Here is a 21,693-nt window from a genome sequence, read left to right on the forward strand (position 1 = left end):
CTCATGCAAAATACGTCAATCAAATCATATCTCTTGAAGCCCTGTAGATGTCTTTCCAGCCCTCACGGTTCTTGACCACTGTCTCCATGTATTCCTGCCATACCACTTTGTCCTGTACAGGGTCTTTCACCACGGCACCGAGGATGCCTGAAACGAGGTCCTCCGCATGGATCTGGCCGTCACCGAAATAGCCGGCCATGGCAAGGCCGTTGTTCACCACGGATATGGCTTCTGCCGTACTCAGTGTGCCGCTCGGGCTCTTGAGCTTCGTCTTGCCGTCGCCGGTGGCTCCCTGACGCAGCTCACGGAAAATGGTGACGACACGACGGATTTCATCAAGGGCAGGTTTCTCTGCCGGCAGCTGCATCACTTTCTCGAAGCTCTCCACGCGGCGGCGGACAATGTCAACTTCTTCCTCAAGCGTGTCGGGCAACGGGAGGATGACCGTGTTGAAACGGCGTTTCAGTGCGCTTGAAAGGTCATTCACACCTTTATCCCTATTGTTGGCCGTGGCTATGATGTTGAATCCGCGGATGGCCTGCACCTCCTTGTTCAGCTCGGGGATGGGCAGGGTCTTCTCCGAAAGGATGGTGATGAGCGTATCCTGCACGTCAGAACCGATACGGGTAAGCTCCTCAATGCGGCCGATCTTGCCTTCCTGCATCGCCTTCATCACCGGGGTCTGTACCAGGGCACCCTCACTCGGCCCCTCGGCGAGAAGACGGGCATAGTTCCAGCCATAGCGGATGGCCTCTTCTCCCGTTCCGGCGGTACCCTGTACTATCAGCGTCGAATCGCCTGATATGGCTGCCGCCATGTGCTCGCTGACCCAGCTCTTGGCCGTACCGGGAAGACCGTACAGAAGCAGCGCCCGGTCGGTGACAAGGGTGGCCACGGCAATCTCCATCAGGCGGCGGTTGCCTATGTATTTCGGTGAAACCTCAAAACCGTTCTTCAGTATCCCTCCCATGAGGTAGGTGACCACGGATTGGGGTGACATCTCCCAGTTTTCGGGAATCGGGTTGGTCTCGTTCTTTTTCAGTTCATGAAGTTCCTCTGCAAACTGTTGCTCGGCATGTTGTCTCAGTAAAGTGCTCATATGAATATCAATATTTATTTTTCATTTAACAAAGTGTCTATTTCAGATTTAAGATCCATGAATTCCAGCATCTTCGAGCAGAACTCGTTCATGGACGGCGAAGCCTCCGCCGAAGAGGCGGCCTTGGCCTTGATCAGGTTCCTTAGATGTGACGGGATATGCATGGCAAGCCGTTCCGCCATGTCTGCGGCATAGTACAGGTAATCCTTTTTCAGAATCCAAGACATGACGCTGGAAGAGAATTTCGGGCCCCATGCCTCGTAGTCGTTGCCGTACCATGAGTCGGGTATGAATCCGAAATCCCGGACCGTTTCCGGCCAGCTGATTTCCTCCCGCTGGGAGGGAGTGAGCATCGCCACGAGTTCCGGCTTGCGCAGATAGGAAGGGTCTTCCTTCAGGGTGTGGAAAGCCCACAGCCCGTCCGAGAAGTTGAGTATCGGGTCCTCCAGCTCCAGGAACTTCCTGAAAGGGGGATGCTTGGCGAATTTTCTCGCGGCCTCTTCCTTACCGCAGCCATATACCTCGCACCAGAAACTCAAAGGCACCCGTTCGGCGAGCTGCCTCAGGATGAATTCGGAATCGCCCTCTTTCTTGTTGGAGCTTACCTCGGACAGCCCCATGGCCTTCATCTCCGGGGTGTATCCGATCTCGTCGTATGACCATCCGGTAAGCATGTTGTGTCTGATATGTCCACGCAGGAGTTCGCAGCAGCGCATCACCATGGCTGAATCGGGAATCATGCACAGAAGTTTCCGTGCCGTTTCCTTGACAATGGAGCTGCGGTCCGACTCCAGCACTTCCTGTATGAAGAGCTCGTCGGCCTTGCTGATGTTTATCCGGAGACATTCAAGCAGCTCGTTGCGCTGGTTGGCCGGTTCGCTCTTCCAGTCTTTCCGCAGCAGTTCAAGGGCTGCGGCAGAATCCTGCTGCCTGAATCTGGCAAGCATCTCCTTACGCTCGCCGTGGGTGGCCGTATCCCAAGAATCGGTGATCCCGCATTCCTCTCCGACAAGGCCCATCTGCCTGATCAGCCATAAGCCTCTGTTCCCGACGAGATTTTTCAGCAGCCTGCGTTCTTCAAACCGCAACGGATTGTTGCGGTCATAGGCACGCCGGATAAGCGGCTGGAGGTATTCGGGCGAAATGATTTTTCCCGACCCCTGCGCCAGACGGTAGGCGTAGGCTAGCATATAGCGTGTACCGTGGAGTCTGGAAAAGAGTTGACTCCGGTCCTTGTCGAAATACGGCAGTTCCTCTTCCGGGGCTGTTTTCACGGGGACAATGCCTTCCGCTCCGGCCGGTTCCCATCCGGCACGCCTGTAGGCGAAGGCGGATGCGGCTGTCATGTACAGGAACGATTCCGTGTCTTCGGCTTTCCCGTGGATCCCGTCAACCAGAGTCTGAAGGGACTCGGGAAAGGCTCCGGGAACGAATTCACGGTTGGCTGTTCCAAGCAGTGCAGCCTGTATGATAGGTTCAGTTACGTTCATCTCTCCAAGTATGATATTCTTTGTTGTACCAAATGGATTTCAGTTCCCATATATCCCCGTTTACAATGACCAGCGAGGCGAACGGATTGCCGCCGGTAATGGCGAGGATGTCGATGAAGGTTTCCTCGGGCATCGCCACACGGACGGCATTGCCCGCGTTGTCCAGCAGCGTGTAGTCTTTCCCGTTACGGGCAACCCTCACGTCATCCACAAGCAGGGGGACGTCCTCGAAAAACGGATTCGTCAGCATGGCCGTGCGGTACACCGCGGCAGCCTGCTTCAGGTTAGGGCTGCACGCCGGCACAAAGTTTTCTTCCGCGAGTACGGACTCCCGGAACAATGCACGCCGGCATGTACCCGTGCCGTTGTAAAAGCATAGCGCCCCTTTATAGGCACTGCCCGGAATCCAGTTCTCGGTGGAAAAGGTACCGGCAACGGCAAAACTCAGGTATCTGGCGAAAAGTCTGCTTTCCTTTCCGTAAAACCAGTAGATGTCGGTATTGATATCGTTGACTTTACGGGACTGCTTGTGAAGCACGAGCCAGCTGTCCGCCACCGGCTCTCCGGCAAGGACGTTGTCCTTGGACTGGGGATATCCGATCTGCGTGCGTATCTCGTCCTTCCATTCTTCGGGAAGGCCGTCCATGTTTCTGTAGCTCTGCATGAGCAGGTACAGCCTGCCCATGCTTTCCGTCAGGTCGGATTTCCAGCTTTCCGAGTCGAAGTCTATAGCCTCCATGGCTCTCAGTCTCCCCGCAAGTCCCGGTGCCTGGGCATCCACCATCCTCCGGGCCATGTTGTCAAACAGGGTATAGGCACGTTCCGGAACATTCAGGAATCCGTTGCGCACCAGGTCCTTCATCCATACCTCAAGGTCGGATATGCCTCCCAGTACCTTCTGGTGCCGCTTCTCCTGCCTCTTGGCCTGAGCCGCTTCATCCACAGGGGTTTCGCTTTTGGCTTTCTGCTCCTTCTTTTCGGCCTTCTCCGTTCTTTTGGCAAGCCACGCCGTCACCCATTCCGGCTCTTCCGCCTGCGTGAACTGGTCAGGCTGGCGGGCGTACAGCAACAGCAGGCCAAGCCCATGCTTGCACGGGAATTTGCGGCTCGGGCAGGAACACTTGAACGCAATGTCATTCAAGTCTATCACCGTCTGGTAGGGATTCTTTCCGCTTCCCTGGCAATGACCCCAGACGGCACGTCCGCTGCATTCCTTCAGTACCCATTTGCTCAAGGTCGCAAGTCCTTTGCCGGCCTTTACAGATGAGTCGTCGGGAGCGAGCTGCAATATCTGTTCTTCTGTCAAGTTCAATGGCATACGCAACAAGTTAATTGGTCATTGGTAAATCATTCCCTGTTCCCGGCTGCATATTCTCCCGTGTTGATGTCAAGTACGGGACGCTTGGGCTGTATCAGCGCGTCTTCGTATTGGCATTTCCACTGGATGCTGCGGTCCATATCACCGTCTTTGATTCCATCGATGGTTTCTCCCGAATCTATTTCGTTGCCGCTTGTAAGCAGATAGGAAGCCACGTTGTAGGCATGGTTCACTATCCAGTTCGGATCAAGTCCGCGGAAGTGGTACTGCAGGTCAGGCAGGAACAGCGTGTTCATCCCGAGTGTATCGACCAGCATGTCGTCGGAACCCTGAATCGTGAAGAAACGGACGTTTACGGCATAGCGGATGAACCGGTCAGGACCTTCTATCTGATTGCCGCGGATTTCCTCCGCCTCGAACAGTTTCCCGCTGCCGCTGAAGAAGAACGCTTCGCAGGACAGGAACAGTTCGGCGAGCACTTCAAGGTAGTCCATTTCCAGATTGGCACGTTCCAGAGAAGACAGGCCGCGGGCAAGGAAGTCCGTAGCGAGCATACTGTACCGGCATTCCTCAAGGATACGGTCACGGCTTTCCTGGCAGTCCCACATCTGGCTCCGGGTGAAGTCGTCCACGGTCTTTCCGTCAAAGTCCATGCACGAAGTCATCAGGAACTGCACGGGTGCTTTCCCGTCCTCAAACTCCACCATGTGGTCCAAAGCTGTGATGAAGACAGACTTGTCATCACCTTCGCGGCATTCTACATTGCCGAAATGCTTCCGGCATACATCAGCCACCCTCTGCGTATCCGGCAATTCAACCGGTTCCTTGAACAGAAGGTTTATAAGTAAAGGTCCTCCGGGCTGCAGTTCCTTTGTATTTAGGTCTTGTTGAAATACTTGATTCATATTGAAATGCTTTTGAATGTGAAAGAATCGGTTAATCCCACCAGAAATACCATATTCTGGATTGACGCAACGTGTCGGCAAGACTGCCTATGCCGTCACAGCTCTGGTCCATATCCGGACAGAAAGCATATTGCTGTATTGCGGCTTCCATTGCTCTGTCTTCCGGAACGGGAGCTGGAAGTTCATACTCCAGCTGGTCGCTGGTAAAGGTTCCCGGAACAGCACCGTATTCCTCGTACCAATACTTTGAGATGGCCATCAGTTCGGGGTTTGCAGGACAGTCGTTCCAGTTGCCGAATGGCAGGTACGCGAATATTTTCCACGGCTCCGTGACCGGAATACGGGCAAGGATCAGCGGATGCGTCATGTTCGTATCGGTATTCCAGTAGCTCGAATAACGGTTGTTGTCGAATCCGCCTTCAGGCTCTTCATCAATATCATCGTTGTCCTGCCCGGTCAGCTTGTCAAGGATGGATTTCCCGTCCATGACAGGAGCCTCAAGCAGCCTTCTGCGGAATTCATTGACTTTTTCCCGGTTGAATGTGTAATCATCCGAGCTTTCGCTGTCAGGATCCGAGTTCCCGATTATGTTTTCCCACAAACCTTCATCGACATTGACCAGAACGGGGATGAAGCCTTCCCGTACGCCGAGCCGTTGGGCATAGGTATAGGCTGACATGATAGGGTCATCGTCACTCATGGATGGGAAATAGGTGCATTCACAATCAAGATAATCCATGAAGGCACGGGCCAGTTCGTCTGGCTCAACGGTATCTTTGTCTATATGCAGCCCCTGCCAGTTGGCGAAGCGTCTGTCTATGCGTTGTGACATTGCCTGGTAATAATCCTCGTCATACGGGACAAACAGGTATGCTTCCTCTTTGAACTCATCGGAATGATACCTTTCCGGACCGAAATAATCCAGGGCGTGGTTGTCAATGTCTCCGGGATAAAATGGAGTTTCGTTGGCGCCATAGTAACTGCCATAATAGTAGTCGGCAAATGCACGGCCCTGTTTATTGAACAGGAATCTTGTAAGCTGCCCGTTCAGGTTGTCCTTTATGAACACCCTCAGGTCATCATCGGCCGAGCCGCTTTTGATCCGGGCCACAAGGTCTCCGAACTGTTCAAGAAAATCATCCCTCATAAGGTCATTTACCATGCACCAGCGTAGATATATTGCCAGATGATTGTAGGCCGTAATTGTATCTAACGGCAGATCCTTCTCTTTGAACTTCTCCAGATGGCCTTCCGCATCGTCCATCACTTCATCCGTGTCATCCGGGAAATCGGGACCGCCATCGGCATCGTCTTCGCTGCCGTATGAGATTTTCAGAGTCACTTTGTCCGGAAGGGCAACACCCTGTCCACGTGTTATCCTATGTTTATCGACAGCAGAGAAGCCTATGGTTTCTCCGTCGTTGAGAACTGCATCGTATTCCAGAACATATCCTGCCATGCTGGCCAGGAAGTCTCTCACCTTTGACGGGTCGGCATCCACGTCAAGGACCTCCATTTCGTCCTTGCCGAAACACTCCATTCCATAGGTGTAGCCGCTGATTCCCTTTTCGGTACGGTAAAGCCCGAACCATATCCAGTTGTATATAGGCAGCGAATCCTCCTTCATCATTCCGGAAAAGCCTTCATAGAAACGGGGCTGGAAAACGACACCGCTGGTATAGATACCGGTTATGTTCTTCTGGTGGCAGCAGACAGACAACAGCTTCACATACAGTTTGCCTCTTTCGATCAGGGACTCCTCTTTGCCGATAACGGCAACCATGATGTGTGCCTTATGCTCTTTGGCTGTTTTTTCGGCCTCCGGCCACATGTAATTGTTCTTCGCGCATTCTTCGGCTTCGCCATTAGGTACGGGGGCAGGCATCAGGCTTACCGCCGCCATCATGTCACCCACGTCAAAGACCAGTGACTCGGGATTCCGTTCCTCGTCAGATTTCTCTTCAGCGGTGATGTCCCACTGTTCTTTCAAATCTCTGATGTATTTTTCCTTGTCCCAGCTGTTGTCGGAGAGCAGGGCGAATCCCACGAATGTGCCGGTCTTTTTCTCACGTTCCTCGGCCTGCTTTGCCTGTTCCATCCAGTAGGAACGCACCATCTCGACAAGGGCCGTAGCATCCTTGACAGCCGTCTTTTCGTCATAAGGTTCCATCTCACTGAAGGTATGGCCGCAGTCAGACAAGCTGTCTCCTTCGTATCCACCATTCACACCCAGCAGCCATTCACTGTCCTTGGTATCCTTGTATTTGAAGATGTAGTAGGTCATATCGTGCAGTACGAACGTGCCTGTACACTCTATCTCTGCCGGCTCGTGTCCCAGTTCCTGCGGGTGCGAGAGCCAGGCCGTCATTGCAGCCAGAGCCGCTTCATATTGTGTTGGTCTCATATCTTGAATGTTTTTAATTTATACTTCACTCTTCATCCACATATAACTTGCCGTCTTCCTTGCGAACCAGTCTGGTGTCATATGGAAAATCCAAATATTGCATAACGTCCGGAGAATAGTTGCAGATGGTATTCAAATCACAATATTCATATCGACATTCGTCATTATCTTCATCCCCATCAGCAAGGAAAAGCCAACCGCTGTCCCAACCCATGTCCTCAGCAAAGGGCTTTTGACGAATGCAAGTTGCTATTTCACATCCAACTACTAAAACACGGCTGCTTACAGTACATTCAATGGCTTTACTCCAATCTTTCAGCAGTAATTTGATGTTGTCCTGCGGTATATGTAAGAATTGCGGATCCGTCTGTGGTTCATCCTCCCACTCTTTGAAACGGCTGTCAATGAGAGCTGCCATATCATGATAATATTTTTCTGTCCAAGGCAGCAACAGATAAGCAGCATCTGTCTCATCCTCACTATTCCATATCCTGCCTTTGAAATAGTCCATGGCATATGCTTGTATATCTTTAATATAGGCATAAGGTGTACTACGGTTTTCCCAATTATACCATTTGGTAAACATCGTTCCCACTCTGTTTAGCAAGATAGTAGAAAGTCCGCCATGCAGATCCTCATTATCTCTAATAAATTCTCTTAAATCAATACTGTCTTCTGCTTTGACCCTATCAACCAGGTCTCCATGTCTAAACAGGAAAGGTTGGCTCATAAGATTGTGTTCTATACACCATCGTAAATAAATCGCCATGTGGTTGTAAGGAGCCAATTCATCTGCTGACAAATGCAACTCTTCTATCTTTTCTTCATGTTTCTTCGCATCGTCAATATAAGATATGTCATAACCTATTTTCTCTGCATCTGTAACAACATTTAGTCTCAACGGATTAATTGTTTCCAGCGCATCATCAGGACATATTTCAAAGAATTCATCTATATCCTTATCTTGGATAAATTGTAACTCTTCCCTATATAAAGGGATAACCTGATAAAACTCAACACTTCCTGCTCCTTGTGTTTTACATGTACTTGACTTATCTCCAAATATACTTGGAGACAGGAGAACAATAGCACAGAGCTTGGTGCCTTCTGAGAATGTATTATCACCTCCAAGTTCCATTGTCTTTCCCCAGCTGATACAGGTCCTATGACGTATGCATTGTCTTGCCAACGACGTAATAAGTCGTATAGGCCAACACCATTTCTCTTCTGTCCAATCAGACAATCCGAGTTTCCAGTCAGGTGGTAAATTGATAAGCAATTCTTGATGACAGGTATTGCCGTCTATATCGTCCGATTCAAGGACTTCATGATTACTCATGTTGACTGTTATCAATGTATAATAGTTATGCTCTTTCCTCGGGGCAATAACAGCTATGTCCAATGGATATTCTGAACACGAGTCATCATGCAAGAAATTGTTAATCTTACCAAAATACTTTTCAATATGTGCTATCACTTCCTGTCGTGCAACAGAGCTTATTGAAATTTCACTGGATTGTATTGGGTTAGTTTCAATATCTATTTGATTCAGTACATTAAGACGGTGCGGATTTACAAGGAGAATATTGTCATTCATCTTGTCAAGAAGTTTTTGCGTTCCATTTTTGAGCTTAAACTCCAGTTCATCTCCATATAAAGGTATTATCTGATAAAAATTGACTTCCTCTCCATCAGGTAGTGTACAAGTATTTCCACCTATATTTCCACATGGGGGATTTATCAGAATGGAAGCACAAAGCTCTGTCGTATATGAAAGAGGTCCATCATAACTGACTGTATGACCCCAACCAAGCCAAGTATTGTTTTCTCCCGGGAAGCGAGCAAGTTCTTTCAACAACCGTATAGGCCAATACCATTTTTCGTCTTTCAAATGTTCTTTATCCAATTTCCAATACTCTGGCAGACAGATGACAAGTTCTGCCCGTTCCAGCTGATCTTCTTTCAATTGGTTAGGCACATTCATCAAGTGTGCCCCCATTCCCATTGTCACAAGTGTGTACCAGTTACACTCTTCAGATGGAGGAATCAAACAAATATCCACATGAATGTCCGGTGATACTTTTTCGTGAAAAACGAATTCAAAATTACCATAATAGTGCTCGATATGCTTTTCTATAATATCTATTTCATCTTCTGAGTACATTTCTGGAGCAATAGACTTATTGTCGCCATTATCATCATCACAACAACTTTCACACTTTATTTTTCGTTTTTCCAGTTCTTCATTACACTCATTTATTACAGCAACTGCACTGCTGTCCTCCGGATCAAGTTCCGCCCAGCGTTTGGCATATTCTATCGCCTTTTCTTCCTGTTCTACAAGATATTGGTATGCGTATGCCATGCGCTTGTTCCATCCTGCCTGACTTTCTCCGGCTTCACGGATCGATTCCAGCAGTTCAAGTGCTTTATTCAACGCCCTTTCCTTTTCGTCATCTTCCGGTTCTTCGCCATTATCTCCCAGAATCGCATAATTCTCATATGCCCGCACCAGCAACATGACCATGTCGTAGTCCTGTTCAGCTTCGGGAATGTCCTCAAGTGCTTTGATACACTTGGAAAACTTTTCCATGTCATTCCATTTCTCTATCTGGGCAAGAAACTCTTCTTTATTTTCCTTGGTGTATGGTATAGCCTCGCTGGCCGCTTCTGTCAGTTGGTGTATCCGTCCATTACGGATGAAGTCTGAAATGTAGAAAGAGTATTCGGGGTATTCATCGAGCAGAGGTATAACCTTCTTGACAAAAGCCCTGAGGTCATAGACAAACAGGTCGATATAGCTGTATTCCGTTCCGGTTGCACCCCCTGTTATCACACCGAGATTGCCCGGTTCAAGAATCTCTTCCGTTATCCTGTCTTCAAGATCATGACGGAAGTTCAGTATATTATCTTCGCCAACACCATTCTGGAAAACCATATAAAGAGCCTGAACGCCGAAACCGTCGGCATGGTCAAATATCTCGGTTGAACCATGATAATAGTCAGCTACGATGGAGCTCAGACAGGTAGATCCTACTATCACATCGAAGCGCAGTTCATCACTTTCCTTCGGGGTCAGTTGATATCCCGTATAAACGTCCTTCGGATTCTCGAAGAATTCATGGCCGTGGGATTTCACGGTTTCCTCTATGTGCTGTCTCAACCCGGACAAGGCAATCATACCTTCCTCAATTCCTGACGCCCTTTCTATACCATTGACATATTTGAACGAGACGCCTTCTCCCAGTACAAGTTCCAGAATGACATGAAAGTTTCCGTCACTATTTTCTTCCGGTAAGGCACAAAGATTTTTGTCGTAATACCTGATGTTGAAGTTTTCTCTTTTTTCGTCATAGGATGCTTTTACCATGATCTTGCCCATATCGACATCGGTATCGTGTACACGGTATGCGAAAGACCCGACCTTGCCCGGGTTGAAGGGGAAGAACTTCCATTTGCCTTTCAGACACTCCGGCATACAGGATATGATGTAAGGATAGATGATGAAGAGATCCGGCCATCCTTCTACCGAGAACGTGAACTCATGGTCACCTCCAATATTGAAGTGCATGTCTTCCGATATCAGATTGGTTCCTTTACTGATAAACTCTATGAAGGCATCAGCTTCCTCCATGGAGTTCGGACACATCATGCCTGACAACTTTTCTTCGTTTTCAACAAACCAGTTCCAGAATTCTTTCACTCGCCTGGTTAACGGCATGGCCATATTGCACTGACGGATGAAACTCAAGGCGTCTCCATTTTCCGGTTCAAGCTCCCTTGCCTTGCTGAAATAACTCAGGGCCTCCCGGTAATTGCACAGAAAATACTGGGCATATCCCATTCTGAAATTCCACCGCTCATCTTCTGCGCCTTCCTCCCTGACGGATTCGAGCAGTTCTGCGGCTTTGGCATATTCCTCAATATTGTTGTACGCCCTTGCAAGAAAGCCGGTCGTCTCAAAATCCCGTTCGGCTTCCGGAATCTGTTCCAGTGCATCGATGATTTCCTGATGCTTTTCGGCCTTGTGCCATTCGTCTATCTGCTCCATCAATTCGTCATTCATGTTCTCTCCGGTATATATGATTTGCTTTTTTTCTGGTTCTATAGGCTGGTCTGCAACCAAAGTCGGGAGGAATTCACTTGAAAGTTTTTTCAGGTCCTCTAACCGGGAGGCACACAACGTGAAGAGGGTGTACTGGTTGGGACACAGTGCATGACAGCTGTAAACGGGATAAGGTTCTTCATCCTCTGAATCTTGGTCGATACCCATGTCATAGAGGCGGTATTTTCCGCCGTCAAATTCCCTTTCTTCAATCATTTCCTCTTCCACATCAAGGAAATCCGGCTCACCATCGGTAGAGTATCCGGTGCATCTAACCGTGTGCCAGTTGTCTGCAGCCGCATCATAATAGACGAGGGTGCCTTCATCCGTATCTTCGAGATAGCTGCCCGGTAGGCTGAACCTGATCTTCCCGACCTTATGGTTGACAATTCCGCGCCGGTAGCCGATGGCAAATTCCGTTTCGTAGGGCGGTATCCCGTCAGTCGGGACAGGAACACAACCATGGAGTCTGCAAAGTTCCTCGTATTCCTTTTTGGGGAAAGGAAGAGACGGGTCAAGTGATGCTGTCGTTTCCAGCTCGCTTATGATGTACCCGTTGATACGGGCATCTTCTTCACTTCTTTCTGACGGCATGAAATAGCAGTCCTCCCACATGGCATTCAGGGCCATGCCTCTATGAAAACGTGCATCACGTTCCGAATTGTTCCAGATGAAGAAATCATCGGCAAAAGATTCGATTCCTTCTTCCCGGATACGCCTAACGACCTCTGAAAGACGGAAAGAACCCAAAGGTGAAATGACAATGCCGTTGTCTGATTGAGGGTAATATTTATTGATATCCCAACAGAATAACAAAGACGTGCTGCCTTTGTTATTCTGCTCCTGGATGATTTCAAACAGTTTGGCCAGCCACTTGTGAAAATGTTTCTTCTTCATGGCCTCAAAGTCCCTTTCCGTGTAATAGTCCGTCTCGTCTTCAACCTCAAACCGGGTACGGGTCGCCTGTTGAAGTCTGTCGATGAACTCTATTGCTGCCTTGTGGAAGCCGGGACCAAGCATGTTGGTCTGGCAGTCTCCGTTTACGGAAATGACGTTGTCTGTATTTCCTTCTCCCTCATGTTGATAATTTAGGAACAAGTCGCCCAGCCTGCAAAAACTTACCGTCGAAGATGATTCATCGTGCTCTGCATTATAACCGGACTCAACAGCCTGACTTTCTACAGTCTGTTGAAACTTTTCAATATCCTTGATTTTAGTGTGAATGGTGAATCCAAGTCCCATAATTTCATTATTTTGTTTATAAATGCAAGATACCGATTTTATTCCAACTGGTCACATTTAATTTGTTAATAATAACAGAAATTTGGCACTATTGTAATACAATACGCCTTCCACATGGAAATCCATGCTTTTAATCATAGTTTAGCAACATTTTGTCAGTTCACTACATTGGGGTACAAGTTCTTCCGTAACACAAAAAATCCCCCTCCCATGAAAATCATGAGGAATTTAAGCGCATTTGCAGCTTTGTGTCAGAGGATAGCAATGAATTCACTCATTCTTGTCATTCTGGCCCAGAAAGGCAAACTGAAGTCTCAGGATTTCATCCATCGGAACGACTTTTCGGACTCTGCTCTCCAGACTTTCCGCCTCAGCCCAAAGGAAAGGATAAAAAGCTACGCCCTCACTGCTCTTCAGTTTCGAAGCATCGTTCTGCCAGCCGTCCCATCTGTAATCGGTATAGAACTTATCCGTATCGCCATGCAGACACCAATAGACGAATTGTCCAAATTTTATCTCCATATCTTCCATCTCCAGACAGTCGGGGGCAAAATAGCCGATATTGCCGTCGTCAAGACAGATGAACAATCCTCCCAGTATGTCTTCGCCGATCACTATCTCGTTGAACGGGAACAGACTGTTTCTAGTGACAAAGTTTAGTTCTCCCGAACCGTACAGCCTTATCCAGTTGTCAATGACTATACCACCTGTGTTTTCAAGGATTGCAGCCATCAGGCTACCGCTCTTGATCCGGTACTTCTCTTTCATTGCCTGCCTTGCTGCTTCATCCAGAGGCAGCACATTTATCGTTTTTGACGAACTTTTTATTTCATCAAGTATTCTCTGAAACATTTCATCGTTCATAGTCTTTATTTTTTTTCTGCTTAAAATTCTACTTTTCATCATACTCATTCAAAATAAATTGCACATTTATCTTGAACGTTATACCCATAGCATTTGCCGGAGGCCGTTATTACTTTTTTCATGTTTCTGTAAATCTTAAAACTCCATATCCTCCGTCCATTCCAAAGAGTCCACCGGACAAAGCTCTACTTTCTTCATTTCGTACCAAACGGTCAGCAATATCCTAATGCTGTCAGGCGTATATCCCTTAACCCATGTACATTCTACAAATTTTCGTCTGCCGTCTCTGATTTCCTCGAATGTGGCATGGCTCAGCAACCCTACACGGAACTCTCCAGCCATGTCCTCCTTTCTTACTTGCATGGCATAGACTGGTTTCCCGTAGCGTGTCGTGCGCCCGTCTTGGTCGATCAGACGCTGCAAGACTTCATTGGGCGTTTCCTGACGGGCTACTATGGCAAAACGTAGTGAAAGGTAATCCCCCCACCTTTGCGGTACTTCAGTCCGCTCATTCTCCGGCGGCATTGTCTTGTCCGAAAAAGTGGGAAACACAATATTCGCCGCCACCACCATAGCCACGATAACTGCCCAATAGACTGCTATTGCTCGTTTCCAGTAACGGGGACGTTCACGGAGTTCCTGCCGGACTTCCTTGCATATCTTCTTGTCGTCAAAAAATCCCAGAGGGATGGCTGACAGCAGCACCGCCAGACTCGCCAGACCGTAGAAAACAACCTTTTGTGGCACGTTTACCAGATGTACATACCCGTCTTGTCCCCTTGCCGCCAGAAATGTGCCGGCCAACAGGACGAATTCCGGGAGGATGCTCAGGAAGTATATTCCGGCAGCAAATGCCTTTCGCTTCCTTTTATTGTTCCATTCCGTGAAATGCGCGTAGGAAATTTTATGCAGCATCACCAACAGGCGGAAAAAACGGCTGAATATGTTTCTTCTATTTGTCATTTGAGTATTTCAGTTATCCATTTCAGAGCAGTTCCTAATAAAACCATTGCGGGAATAAGAAGCAAATAGAGAGGGAAAAAGAACAGGTTGCGCCGGAAGGGACTGAACTTGCGTCCCGCATAATGCTGCATGACCGCTTTCCGCCGGGAAGGCGGGTATATTTTGCCGAACAGACGGTCTGTCATGAAGACAGAAACGGAGGACACGATTAGAAGAACGGCTCCAAACACCTCGAATGCCAAGTCATCCAGAAAATGACCGCCTATGGTCAGAACCGGCATGAATATAAAAAACGTGATACAGGCCCACAGCATATCACTCCCACGGGGTTGTTTGAAACTGACCTTGTGATAATGCTCCCATGTTATTTCTCCCAACCAAAACAGATAGTCGAAGAAATAATAATGTCGTTCTTGCTCTTTATATTCCTGTTTCTTCATTCTAAACATAATGTTCGGCAGCCAATCGCTGTTTATGGCAATCTTTTCATTTCGCTCAATTACAAATATATATCATAAGGAAGAAACTTCAGAACATTCGGTCTTCCTTTTTTCTATGGTATGCTCAAAAGCATTTTTTGGGGATGCTTGTTTGGACGTTCTCCCTAAGGTCGATGGAGCTGTCTCGCCCGAAAGTTTCCCGGCGTTTAACCGTTAGTTAGGGACAATAAAGCAAACCCCTATCCATAAATGACTATACAATTCCAACAACATCGAAGTAGTGTCAGTACAAAATGTACCAACAGTATTTTTCCGCTATACTTGAAACGATAGCAGGCAGATGCGACAAAGCCGATGGCACTCCAACCAATCGCCACCCGGCTTGTAAAGATATAGTTTTCGGAAGATTCATAGCTCCAACCTAATCCTTCACAACCTATCGGGTAAAGTTCCGGATGCTTTGAGAATTGTATAGAATCACTGACAACCATCCACAGCAATAGCAGACAGCATAGTCCCCACAATATCCTTAATACCAATCTTGATTTCATATTGTTTTGTTCATCATTTCAGGTTATCGTGAATGGTCTAGCTCGATGTACCAACCTTCCTTGATGGGCTTGTAAAGCGTGGTGTCGTTGTACGTCCTGCGGTAGATCTCGTTTAGGTCGCCATGTTCGGTGATACGGATATTCCGACGGCTTCTCAATCCGGGATCGTAAACGAAACTCTTGGACGTTCCTGCATCTACGATACCGAGGGAGTAGTATGGCATAAAAAGGCTCACATATACCGAATCTGCCGTTTCCCATTCCCTGCGATCAACAAGGATAAAACCGCATCCAATCTCTGATAACAGGGAGTCGAGTAGGATTCGGTCTGGCTTTAACAGCCCATATACCGGGAGGTCTTGTTCGTCATTTGATTCATAGGATGTATCACTTTGCTCCATTGAATCAAGTATAATGATCCCGTCAGGAGAAAACGGCGGGTAGTGAAAACTACCTTCTGAACTCTCTGACATGATTTCGTACACCTTGCGGAACGCCGCCTCGTGCGTGGCAAAGTGGCGTATCATTTCCTCGTCCGATGGCGGCATGGGTGGATCTCCGCAACTTGCAGCAAACAGGCTTGCTAAAAGCAGGATTATGATAGGTATTCTCATTTTCTTATTTATCTTATGTCTGACGGATAAATAGTATTCAATGGTTCTGCCCTCTACTGGCGACCTTAGTTTCAATAATTATAGCCCCGTTGATTCCGGCTATACCATATTGGCAGTACGCCTGTTTGCCGTACAGTATCTTAATCTGTACATTTTCCACATTGTCCTTGATTATTTTATTCAACTTCCCAAACACTGCGGAATCTCTTACCATCGTACCGTCATAGATCCACAACAAATCCATTCCGTTTAATATGCCTTTCACTGTTTGTGCGCTGAAATATGGGCGATTATCCCCGGATATACGTATCTCACTGTCTGAAATACGCTTCAGGTATTTCCCATCCAGCGAAGCGGATATTGGCAAATCTATGTCTATGCCTTTGGTAGCTGTCTGTTCGGCGTTTGGCATGCCGATACGTCGCAAACAACCGTCTTGTGCAATCACATAAAACAGCGTGTAAGGCGGAAATAACCCCATCCCCTTGACCTTTACGCGCAGCGTGTCTTCTTGCAGAAACAGACGGTGTGCCGGTTCTCCTTCCAATCTGTAAGAAATGAAGCCGCTATCAGGCATTTCCACACACCGGTTACACACTTGCGCATGGGTGCAAAGCACACTGCAAAACAGCAGAAGCAGAACCGTTATTTTCGTTTGTTTGACAGACCAACACATTCTTATTTTTTTTACTTGATTCGGTATAATATCCGACGGATAGCTGACCGTTATCCGCATTTACATTTCATCAAAAATTGAATCTAAAAGACTATTCAATTCATCGTCTGTAAGATTGAAATTTTCTTGTTCAATTTTCATACTCTCGTATATTTCAGCCATTGCCTCGCCTTCGGTAGAGAAAAACTGGTCAGCTGATTTTATACCGTACTCGTCAACAAGCATTTTCCTAAATACTTGTTTAGCTTTTTCGATTTTACTTTCCATATCTATTTCCTTTGTTTATTGCGGATAATAAAACTATTATTAAGCCTTTATATCCCCTCAATTTTGCCGTCATTTTTATATTTCTTGTTTAATGTTCATATCTTATTTTCGACTCCAATATCCCAAAAACCTACTGAACAGTATCATCATAACCAGATACAATACTATTATACCATTTATCTCAACAAAAAGCACTAAGTCACCTGCCGTAGGAACACTTTCATACGTATTTTCGGTTAAATACTTGCCTTCATATCCTAAATAGATGAAATAATACTCGTATGTTTTATATACACCATTGAATAGCAATAGTATAATGGCAGACAATCTGAATTTATTATGACGCAGAAACAAGTGGAAGAAAAGGTCAAGAAATATGAATAATACGCAGATTACTACAAAACCAATCAACGCCATCAATCCGTCCACCGCGGCTCCCGGACCATCATTAACTTCAGTTATGCTCATTAATTGGTTGGGCTCCATCAAGACAAGAGCAAACATAAGTAAGTATATTACCCATGCAATCAGTTGTCCAACTTTTATTTTAGCTATCTTCATTATGGTTTATCGTATATGCGGATAATGGTTTGTGAATAACTGACCGTTAAGGCAGTTCATTCTCTTGTTACCAATATTTCAATCTCCACTTACCCAAATTGTGTTTTTATCTATTATCATAGGACGCAAATTCTTAATAAACTCTATTACAATTTTCATTGATTGTTTATCTAACGTCTTTATATAATCATTTGCCAAATTAATAAGTAATTCAAGATTTTGAGGTATCAATCTTGTATCTCCATATTCATCAATACTCAATCCTGTCTTTGCATGAAACTCCAAAAAGACAGGTTGTAATATTCTCAATTCAACATCATTCAAAGCGAAGTGATGATTATTCATTGTATTGCTAAAATCTAACATTTCAATTATTTGTTTATTGGTAATGTTTGGTGGATAATCATCATTAAAGGAGATTGATCCGCTTGTTATCTGCCCGCTTTATTCCTCTTCTTCGATAAAATGATTTATAAAGTAATTGAATGACTGGGCGATGTAACGAGTATTTGTTTCAAAGTTGTATTCTCTTGAAGCGTTTTCGTCCCACTCGTCAGTCAAGTAATAGTAAATCTTTTTATTCTTCAAGTTCAACGCATAATAGTTTCCACCCGAATCCATAGCAAAAGGCAACAGGTTGCTTGGCATTAGATTTCTGCTCCACATGTCTTTGGCTATGACTTCAATTGTTTCAAAAGCATTGGTGCGTTCCTTTATCGGAAAGAACGCATTTATCTCCACCCAATCCAAATCCTCGTCCTGCGGTTGAAAACAATATGGTGATGGCATACCACCGTTGAACTTGAGGTAAAAGTTCTTCATGCCTGCCGGAATCTTTACATTCAACTCAACCTCAAAATTCTTTATATCTTCTTTTGTTAGCGAAGCCGAACAGTCCGAAAGTTCAGGCATTACACCTTCTATTTCTATAATCTCCGTTTGTTGTTCCTCTTCGATTTTTGGGAAAGCAACGAGATTATTGAAAAAATCATCTATTGAATCCGCTATCAATTGAGGTTCATCAAAAATAAATGCATCGCTATTTTTTACAAAACCAATAATTTTATAAAAATATACAGCTCTGTTTTTTATATTGATTGCAATTACACCAATATTTCTCAAATTGTTATGTCCACTGGCAAATAGCAGAATATTGTCAGAAATCGAATTAGAACTACGATGCTCCAAGGTTTCTCCTTCAACAGTATGAAAAAGAGCATTCTTAAAACTCTTATTATATTTGAACGGTTGGAAAATTCTAATTTCCACTTCGTAATATTTGTTTATGGAGATGGTTTGCTGTTTAGGTTCTCCTCCATTATATTGTAAATAGAACTCTTTCAGTCTTTCCGGCAAAACATGACCCAACTTGCTCTCAACTTCTTCAAAATCTTTGAGAGTAAGACTTTTTTGACAATTTTCTAATTCTATTTTCATATTCATTCTTTTTATGGGCAGATAATGTTCGGTGGATAATCAATTTTCGGAGAGATTAATCCGCTTGTTATCGTCATAAATTGTACTTCATTAATAATAATTTAAATTCTTCATTTAACCTCTTGCCTCCAAATTGAGCAGCAACTTTTTGAATACTGTCTTTTTGCATTACAAATTCCAATTCAGTAGGCTTTAATTGAGAACAACACCAATCAAATACACGCAAATTGGGAATATTGGCTATACTTTTTATATCAACTAAATTTTTACATTCAAAAATAAATAATTTATATAAACTATGTAAGTTCGATAAATTGGGGAATTTGATAAACGGTTGTATGTAACCAATGATTAGTTCTTCTAAAGAAGAAAGATTGGCTATATAATCAAAAGTTTGCTCTTCCTTTGTGGCAATACCATTAATACATAATTTCCTTAGATGTGTCAATTTGCTTAATGCTGTATAGTCATTGAATTTACACGCATACATCCTAATATCTTGCAATTCGGGCATATCCAAAATAAAATCCATTGAGTCGCCTTTGATATGCCACAACGATAACATAGTTGCATCTTTATACTTGTTCAATTTGATTTGAGGACAAGTAAAATATGCAACGTGAACACCATTCTGCTCAATTTTTCTAATGCCTTTCTCCATATTCTTTTTTAATGACGATAATGGCTAAGCGGGGAACGCTGTTAGGCGTTATCACGCTTTGTTAGCAATATTTTTACTTCTAAATTCTTTTAATTTCTTTTCAATAAAAGCAAAGTCATTGATTGCTTTAATCCCGTCTTTTGCTCTATCGTATTTTTGTCGCCATTTTCTAATGCCATACAGATAAAACTTTAATCCCTCTTCCGTTAAATCTCCAATTTTTATTTCAGTATTATCTGTAGGCTTTTCTCCTTTTTTTAGTATTTCTTTAGTTGTCAATCCATTATCTTGTAAGAAATGGATGATATTTTCAAAAAAGATAATTTGCTCTGTTTTGAATTTATCAGTTAAGGGTGGTATAGACTTCATTTGAGTAAACCATCCTAATTTTGATATTATCTCGTCTTTATCCATATTTCAAATTTTATTGCTAATGGCTTGCGAATAGCTGACCGTTAGGGCAGTTTATTCGCTTGTTAGTTGCCTTATTCCATTAAATTCCCATCAGGTAAAATAATATCTCCGTCATCACTACTCACATCGAAGAAGCCAACACCATATTTCTGCGCCAAGGCTTTCATCTTTTCGTATGCTTCTTCTGCTACCGACCACGCAAATGCTGCATAAATGACATTATGCCCTATGCTGTAATCGGTCAAGTGTGCTTCGGCATCATCGTCTTCCACCTCTACGTCAGAAGCATCCATGTTTGGAAATGTCTTAATCATTTCTTCATACCATTCCCGCAGGGCAGACGATGTGACGGCAGGGTCGTTGTAACCGTGTTCTTCACTCCATTCTGTTTCTTTGTCATACCATACAAGAAACTCTTTGCGTTTTTGCGGAGCTTTTGTCCGCTCGAAAACCATTAAATCGTAACTCATAATTTGTTATTTTTATGTTTCACATATTATTTTTCTACATTGGCAACTAACGTTATACTATCAGCCGATTTGGCTGTTATTTTCTTTAAGTATCAGACCTCGTCTTCCTCCATCAACAGATCGTCCAACGGGCTTTTGATATTGCTTTTGAAAGTGTCGGCTATGTGGACATACCTTTCCGTTGTCTTGATGTTGTTATGTCCCATAAGCTCTTTCACAATCTTGATGTCGATTCCCTGCTCCAGCAAGTGGGTGGCGAACGAATGGCGCAGCAGGTGCGGGTAAATCCGTTTCGTGATTCCCGCTTCCCGAGCCGCAGCCTTCAACCGTTTCGACACGATACTCTCGGTAAAAGGTTCGCCCGGTCTGTGTTCAAAGAGCCACACTTTCGGTTTGTATAGTCTGTTATATTCCGTCAGCTTTTTCATCAACGGTTTTGACAGCAGGGTGTAGCGGTCCTTCTTGCCCTTTCCCTGACGCACCCGTATCAGGGAGCGGGGTTCGTTGATGTCGCCGGGTTTCAGTTCCAGCAGTTCGCTGATGCGCAACCCTGCGGAGTAGAGTATGGAGAACATACAGAAGAAACGCAGGTCTGTCACTGTCACGTCGAGTATTTTCTTTATTTCCTCCTTGCTCAACACGTCGGGCAGCGTCTTCTCCCGTTTGGCACGGTTCACCTTGTAACACCGCCGTTCCTGACCGAGAACTTTCTCGTAATAGAACTTGATGGCGTTGATACGCTGGTTTTGCTGGCAGGAGGATATGTTTTTCTCATGGATGAGATACAGCAGGTAGTCGTTTATCTCGCCGGGAGTAACCGTTTCAATCTTACGCCCCTCGAAATATTGTTGGAAATCGCGGAAATAGGAGGTATATACCCTTACGGTATGGTCACTGTAACGCACTTGCTGGAGTTTTTCCAGATAACCTTCCGGCAGTGGCGGCCGTTTGTCTTCCTCTTTACGGGGTGCGGTTTCCTTGATGGCGGAATAGTCTATAAACGCCATTTTCACATAGCGGTCGAAGAACTCGGCAAGCACGAAATTCTCTGCCGGTAGATAAGCTCTGCCACCGACAAGCAGTACGTTTTCTTCCTTCGACAGCGACAAGCGGATGTCATTGTCATTACCGAAAGTCACTTCGACAAATTCTCTCCCGTTTCTTACCACAGGAGAAAGTTTGATTTTGGGTTTTGGAGTATATATTTCCATG

The 21,693-nt window shown here is 45.4% G+C and carries 19 protein-coding genes; all 19 read right to left on the reverse strand.

The genetic code is table 11. From position 1 onward, the window contains the following. Nucleotides 1–19 precede the first annotated feature (19 nt). Nucleotides 20–1,099, reverse strand: a complete 1,080-nt coding sequence (locus ALIPUT_RS04340; RefSeq protein WP_004328517.1) for an ATP-binding protein — start codon at nucleotides 1,097–1,099, stop codon at nucleotides 20–22. A gap of 14 nt (nucleotides 1,100–1,113) precedes the next feature. Then, a complete protein-coding gene (locus ALIPUT_RS04345; protein WP_004328518.1) occupies nucleotides 1,114–2,589 on the reverse strand; it encodes a DUF5691 domain-containing protein in 1,476 nt (491 codons plus the stop codon). Next, nucleotides 2,576–3,907 carry an SWIM zinc finger family protein gene (locus tag ALIPUT_RS04350; protein WP_004328519.1) on the reverse strand — a complete coding sequence of 444 codons (1,332 nt, stop codon included), beginning with the start codon at nucleotides 3,905–3,907 and terminating at the stop codon, nucleotides 2,576–2,578. Before ALIPUT_RS04350 ends, ALIPUT_RS04345 begins: the two co-directional genes overlap by 14 nt. Before the next feature lie 29 nt (nucleotides 3,908–3,936). Beyond that, nucleotides 3,937–4,701: a DUF4261 domain-containing protein gene (locus tag ALIPUT_RS04355; protein WP_231290539.1), complete on the reverse strand. Its 765-nt coding sequence runs from the start codon at nucleotides 4,699–4,701 to the stop codon at nucleotides 3,937–3,939. A gap of 142 nt (nucleotides 4,702–4,843) precedes the next feature. Continuing rightward, nucleotides 4,844–7,216: a DUF4253 domain-containing protein gene (locus ALIPUT_RS04360; RefSeq protein ID WP_004328521.1), complete on the reverse strand. Its 2,373-nt coding sequence runs from the start codon at nucleotides 7,214–7,216 to the stop codon at nucleotides 4,844–4,846. 25 nt (nucleotides 7,217–7,241) lie between these two features. Beyond that, nucleotides 7,242–12,563, reverse strand: coding sequence for an immunity protein Imm33 domain-containing protein (locus tag ALIPUT_RS12380; protein ID WP_004328522.1), 5,322 nt, complete (start codon nucleotides 12,561–12,563; stop codon nucleotides 7,242–7,244). 270 nt (nucleotides 12,564–12,833) lie between these two features. Next, complete coding sequence (locus ALIPUT_RS04375; RefSeq protein WP_009316581.1) at nucleotides 12,834–13,427, reverse strand: DUF2625 family protein; 594 nt, start codon at nucleotides 13,425–13,427, stop codon at nucleotides 12,834–12,836. 135 nt (nucleotides 13,428–13,562) lie between these two features. Beyond that, on the reverse strand, nucleotides 13,563–14,390 hold the full coding sequence (locus ALIPUT_RS04380; protein WP_004328527.1) for a hypothetical protein: 828 nt from the start codon (nucleotides 14,388–14,390) through the stop codon (nucleotides 13,563–13,565). After that, nucleotides 14,387–14,830, reverse strand: a complete 444-nt coding sequence (locus ALIPUT_RS04385; protein WP_225982423.1) for a hypothetical protein — start codon at nucleotides 14,828–14,830, stop codon at nucleotides 14,387–14,389. The genes ALIPUT_RS04380 and ALIPUT_RS04385 overlap by 4 nt, the downstream gene beginning before the upstream one ends. A gap of 574 nt (nucleotides 14,831–15,404) precedes the next feature. Then, nucleotides 15,405–15,995, reverse strand: a complete 591-nt coding sequence (locus ALIPUT_RS04390; protein WP_004328529.1) for a DUF4948 family protein — start codon at nucleotides 15,993–15,995, stop codon at nucleotides 15,405–15,407. A 37-nt stretch (nucleotides 15,996–16,032) separates the two neighbouring features. Then, nucleotides 16,033–16,572 carry a hypothetical protein gene (locus ALIPUT_RS04395; protein ID WP_225982424.1) on the reverse strand — a complete coding sequence of 180 codons (540 nt, stop codon included), beginning with the start codon at nucleotides 16,570–16,572 and terminating at the stop codon, nucleotides 16,033–16,035. 159 nt (nucleotides 16,573–16,731) lie between these two features. After that, nucleotides 16,732–16,938, reverse strand: coding sequence for a hypothetical protein (locus tag ALIPUT_RS04400; protein WP_004328531.1), 207 nt, complete (start codon nucleotides 16,936–16,938; stop codon nucleotides 16,732–16,734). A 102-nt stretch (nucleotides 16,939–17,040) separates the two neighbouring features. Further along, on the reverse strand, nucleotides 17,041–17,499 hold the full coding sequence (locus ALIPUT_RS04405; protein ID WP_004328532.1) for a hypothetical protein: 459 nt from the start codon (nucleotides 17,497–17,499) through the stop codon (nucleotides 17,041–17,043). 78 nt (nucleotides 17,500–17,577) lie between these two features. Then, a complete protein-coding gene (locus ALIPUT_RS04410; protein ID WP_004328533.1) occupies nucleotides 17,578–17,865 on the reverse strand; it encodes a hypothetical protein in 288 nt (95 codons plus the stop codon). A gap of 78 nt (nucleotides 17,866–17,943) precedes the next feature. Next, nucleotides 17,944–18,942, reverse strand: coding sequence for an SMI1/KNR4 family protein (locus ALIPUT_RS04415; protein ID WP_004328534.1), 999 nt, complete (start codon nucleotides 18,940–18,942; stop codon nucleotides 17,944–17,946). A gap of 67 nt (nucleotides 18,943–19,009) precedes the next feature. After that, nucleotides 19,010–19,597, reverse strand: coding sequence for a leucine-rich repeat domain-containing protein (locus tag ALIPUT_RS04420; RefSeq protein ID WP_004328535.1), 588 nt, complete (start codon nucleotides 19,595–19,597; stop codon nucleotides 19,010–19,012). Nucleotides 19,598–19,648: 51 nt separating this feature from the next. Continuing rightward, on the reverse strand, nucleotides 19,649–20,011 hold the full coding sequence (locus tag ALIPUT_RS04425; RefSeq protein WP_004328536.1) for a hypothetical protein: 363 nt from the start codon (nucleotides 20,009–20,011) through the stop codon (nucleotides 19,649–19,651). A 71-nt stretch (nucleotides 20,012–20,082) separates the two neighbouring features. After that, the gene (locus tag ALIPUT_RS04430) at nucleotides 20,083–20,481 is read right to left on the reverse strand and encodes a hypothetical protein (protein ID WP_004328537.1); all 399 of its coding nucleotides are present in this window, start codon (nucleotides 20,479–20,481) and stop codon (nucleotides 20,083–20,085) included. Nucleotides 20,482–20,573: 92 nt separating this feature from the next. Beyond that, on the reverse strand, nucleotides 20,574–21,692 hold the full coding sequence (locus tag ALIPUT_RS04435) for a tyrosine-type recombinase/integrase (RefSeq protein ID WP_004328538.1): 1,119 nt from the start codon (nucleotides 21,690–21,692) through the stop codon (nucleotides 20,574–20,576). Nucleotide 21,693 lies beyond the last annotated feature (1 nt).

This window comes from Alistipes putredinis DSM 17216 (assembly GCF_000154465.1).
Lineage (GTDB): Bacteria > Bacteroidota > Bacteroidia > Bacteroidales > Rikenellaceae > Alistipes > Alistipes putredinis.

Bases quoted from the DNA above. Each gene is read 5' to 3' on its own strand.
- ALIPUT_RS04340 (WP_004328517.1), bottom strand. From the start codon at position 1,099: ATGAGCACTTTACTGAGACAACATGCCGAGCAACAGTTTGCAGAGGAA.
- ALIPUT_RS04345 (WP_004328518.1), bottom strand. From the start codon at position 2,589: ATGAACGTAACTGAACCTATCATACAGGCTGCACTGCTTGGAACAGCC.
- ALIPUT_RS04350 (WP_004328519.1), bottom strand. From the start codon at position 3,907: ATGCCATTGAACTTGACAGAAGAACAGATATTGCAGCTCGCTCCCGAC.
- ALIPUT_RS04360 (WP_004328521.1), bottom strand. From the start codon at position 7,216: ATGAGACCAACACAATATGAAGCGGCTCTGGCTGCAATGACGGCCTGG.
- ALIPUT_RS12380 (WP_004328522.1), bottom strand. From the start codon at position 12,563: ATGGGACTTGGATTCACCATTCACACTAAAATCAAGGATATTGAAAAG.
- ALIPUT_RS04375 (WP_009316581.1), bottom strand. From the start codon at position 13,427: ATGAACGATGAAATGTTTCAGAGAATACTTGATGAAATAAAAAGTTCG.
- ALIPUT_RS04380 (WP_004328527.1), bottom strand. From the start codon at position 14,390: ATGACAAATAGAAGAAACATATTCAGCCGTTTTTTCCGCCTGTTGGTG.
- ALIPUT_RS04385 (WP_225982423.1), bottom strand. From the start codon at position 14,830: ATGAAGAAACAGGAATATAAAGAGCAAGAACGACATTATTATTTCTTC.
- ALIPUT_RS04390 (WP_004328529.1), bottom strand. From the start codon at position 15,995: ATGAGAATACCTATCATAATCCTGCTTTTAGCAAGCCTGTTTGCTGCA.
- ALIPUT_RS04395 (WP_225982424.1), bottom strand. From the start codon at position 16,572: ATGCCTGATAGCGGCTTCATTTCTTACAGATTGGAAGGAGAACCGGCA.
- ALIPUT_RS04400 (WP_004328531.1), bottom strand. From the start codon at position 16,938: ATGGAAAGTAAAATCGAAAAAGCTAAACAAGTATTTAGGAAAATGCTT.
- ALIPUT_RS04405 (WP_004328532.1), bottom strand. From the start codon at position 17,499: ATGAAGATAGCTAAAATAAAAGTTGGACAACTGATTGCATGGGTAATA.
- ALIPUT_RS04410 (WP_004328533.1), bottom strand. From the start codon at position 17,865: ATGTTAGATTTTAGCAATACAATGAATAATCATCACTTCGCTTTGAAT.
- ALIPUT_RS04415 (WP_004328534.1), bottom strand. From the start codon at position 18,942: ATGAATATGAAAATAGAATTAGAAAATTGTCAAAAAAGTCTTACTCTC.
- ALIPUT_RS04420 (WP_004328535.1), bottom strand. From the start codon at position 19,597: ATGGAGAAAGGCATTAGAAAAATTGAGCAGAATGGTGTTCACGTTGCA.
- ALIPUT_RS04425 (WP_004328536.1), bottom strand. From the start codon at position 20,011: ATGGATAAAGACGAGATAATATCAAAATTAGGATGGTTTACTCAAATG.
- ALIPUT_RS04430 (WP_004328537.1), bottom strand. From the start codon at position 20,481: ATGAGTTACGATTTAATGGTTTTCGAGCGGACAAAAGCTCCGCAAAAA.
- ALIPUT_RS04435 (WP_004328538.1), bottom strand. From the start codon at position 21,692: ATGGAAATATATACTCCAAAACCCAAAATCAAACTTTCTCCTGTGGTA.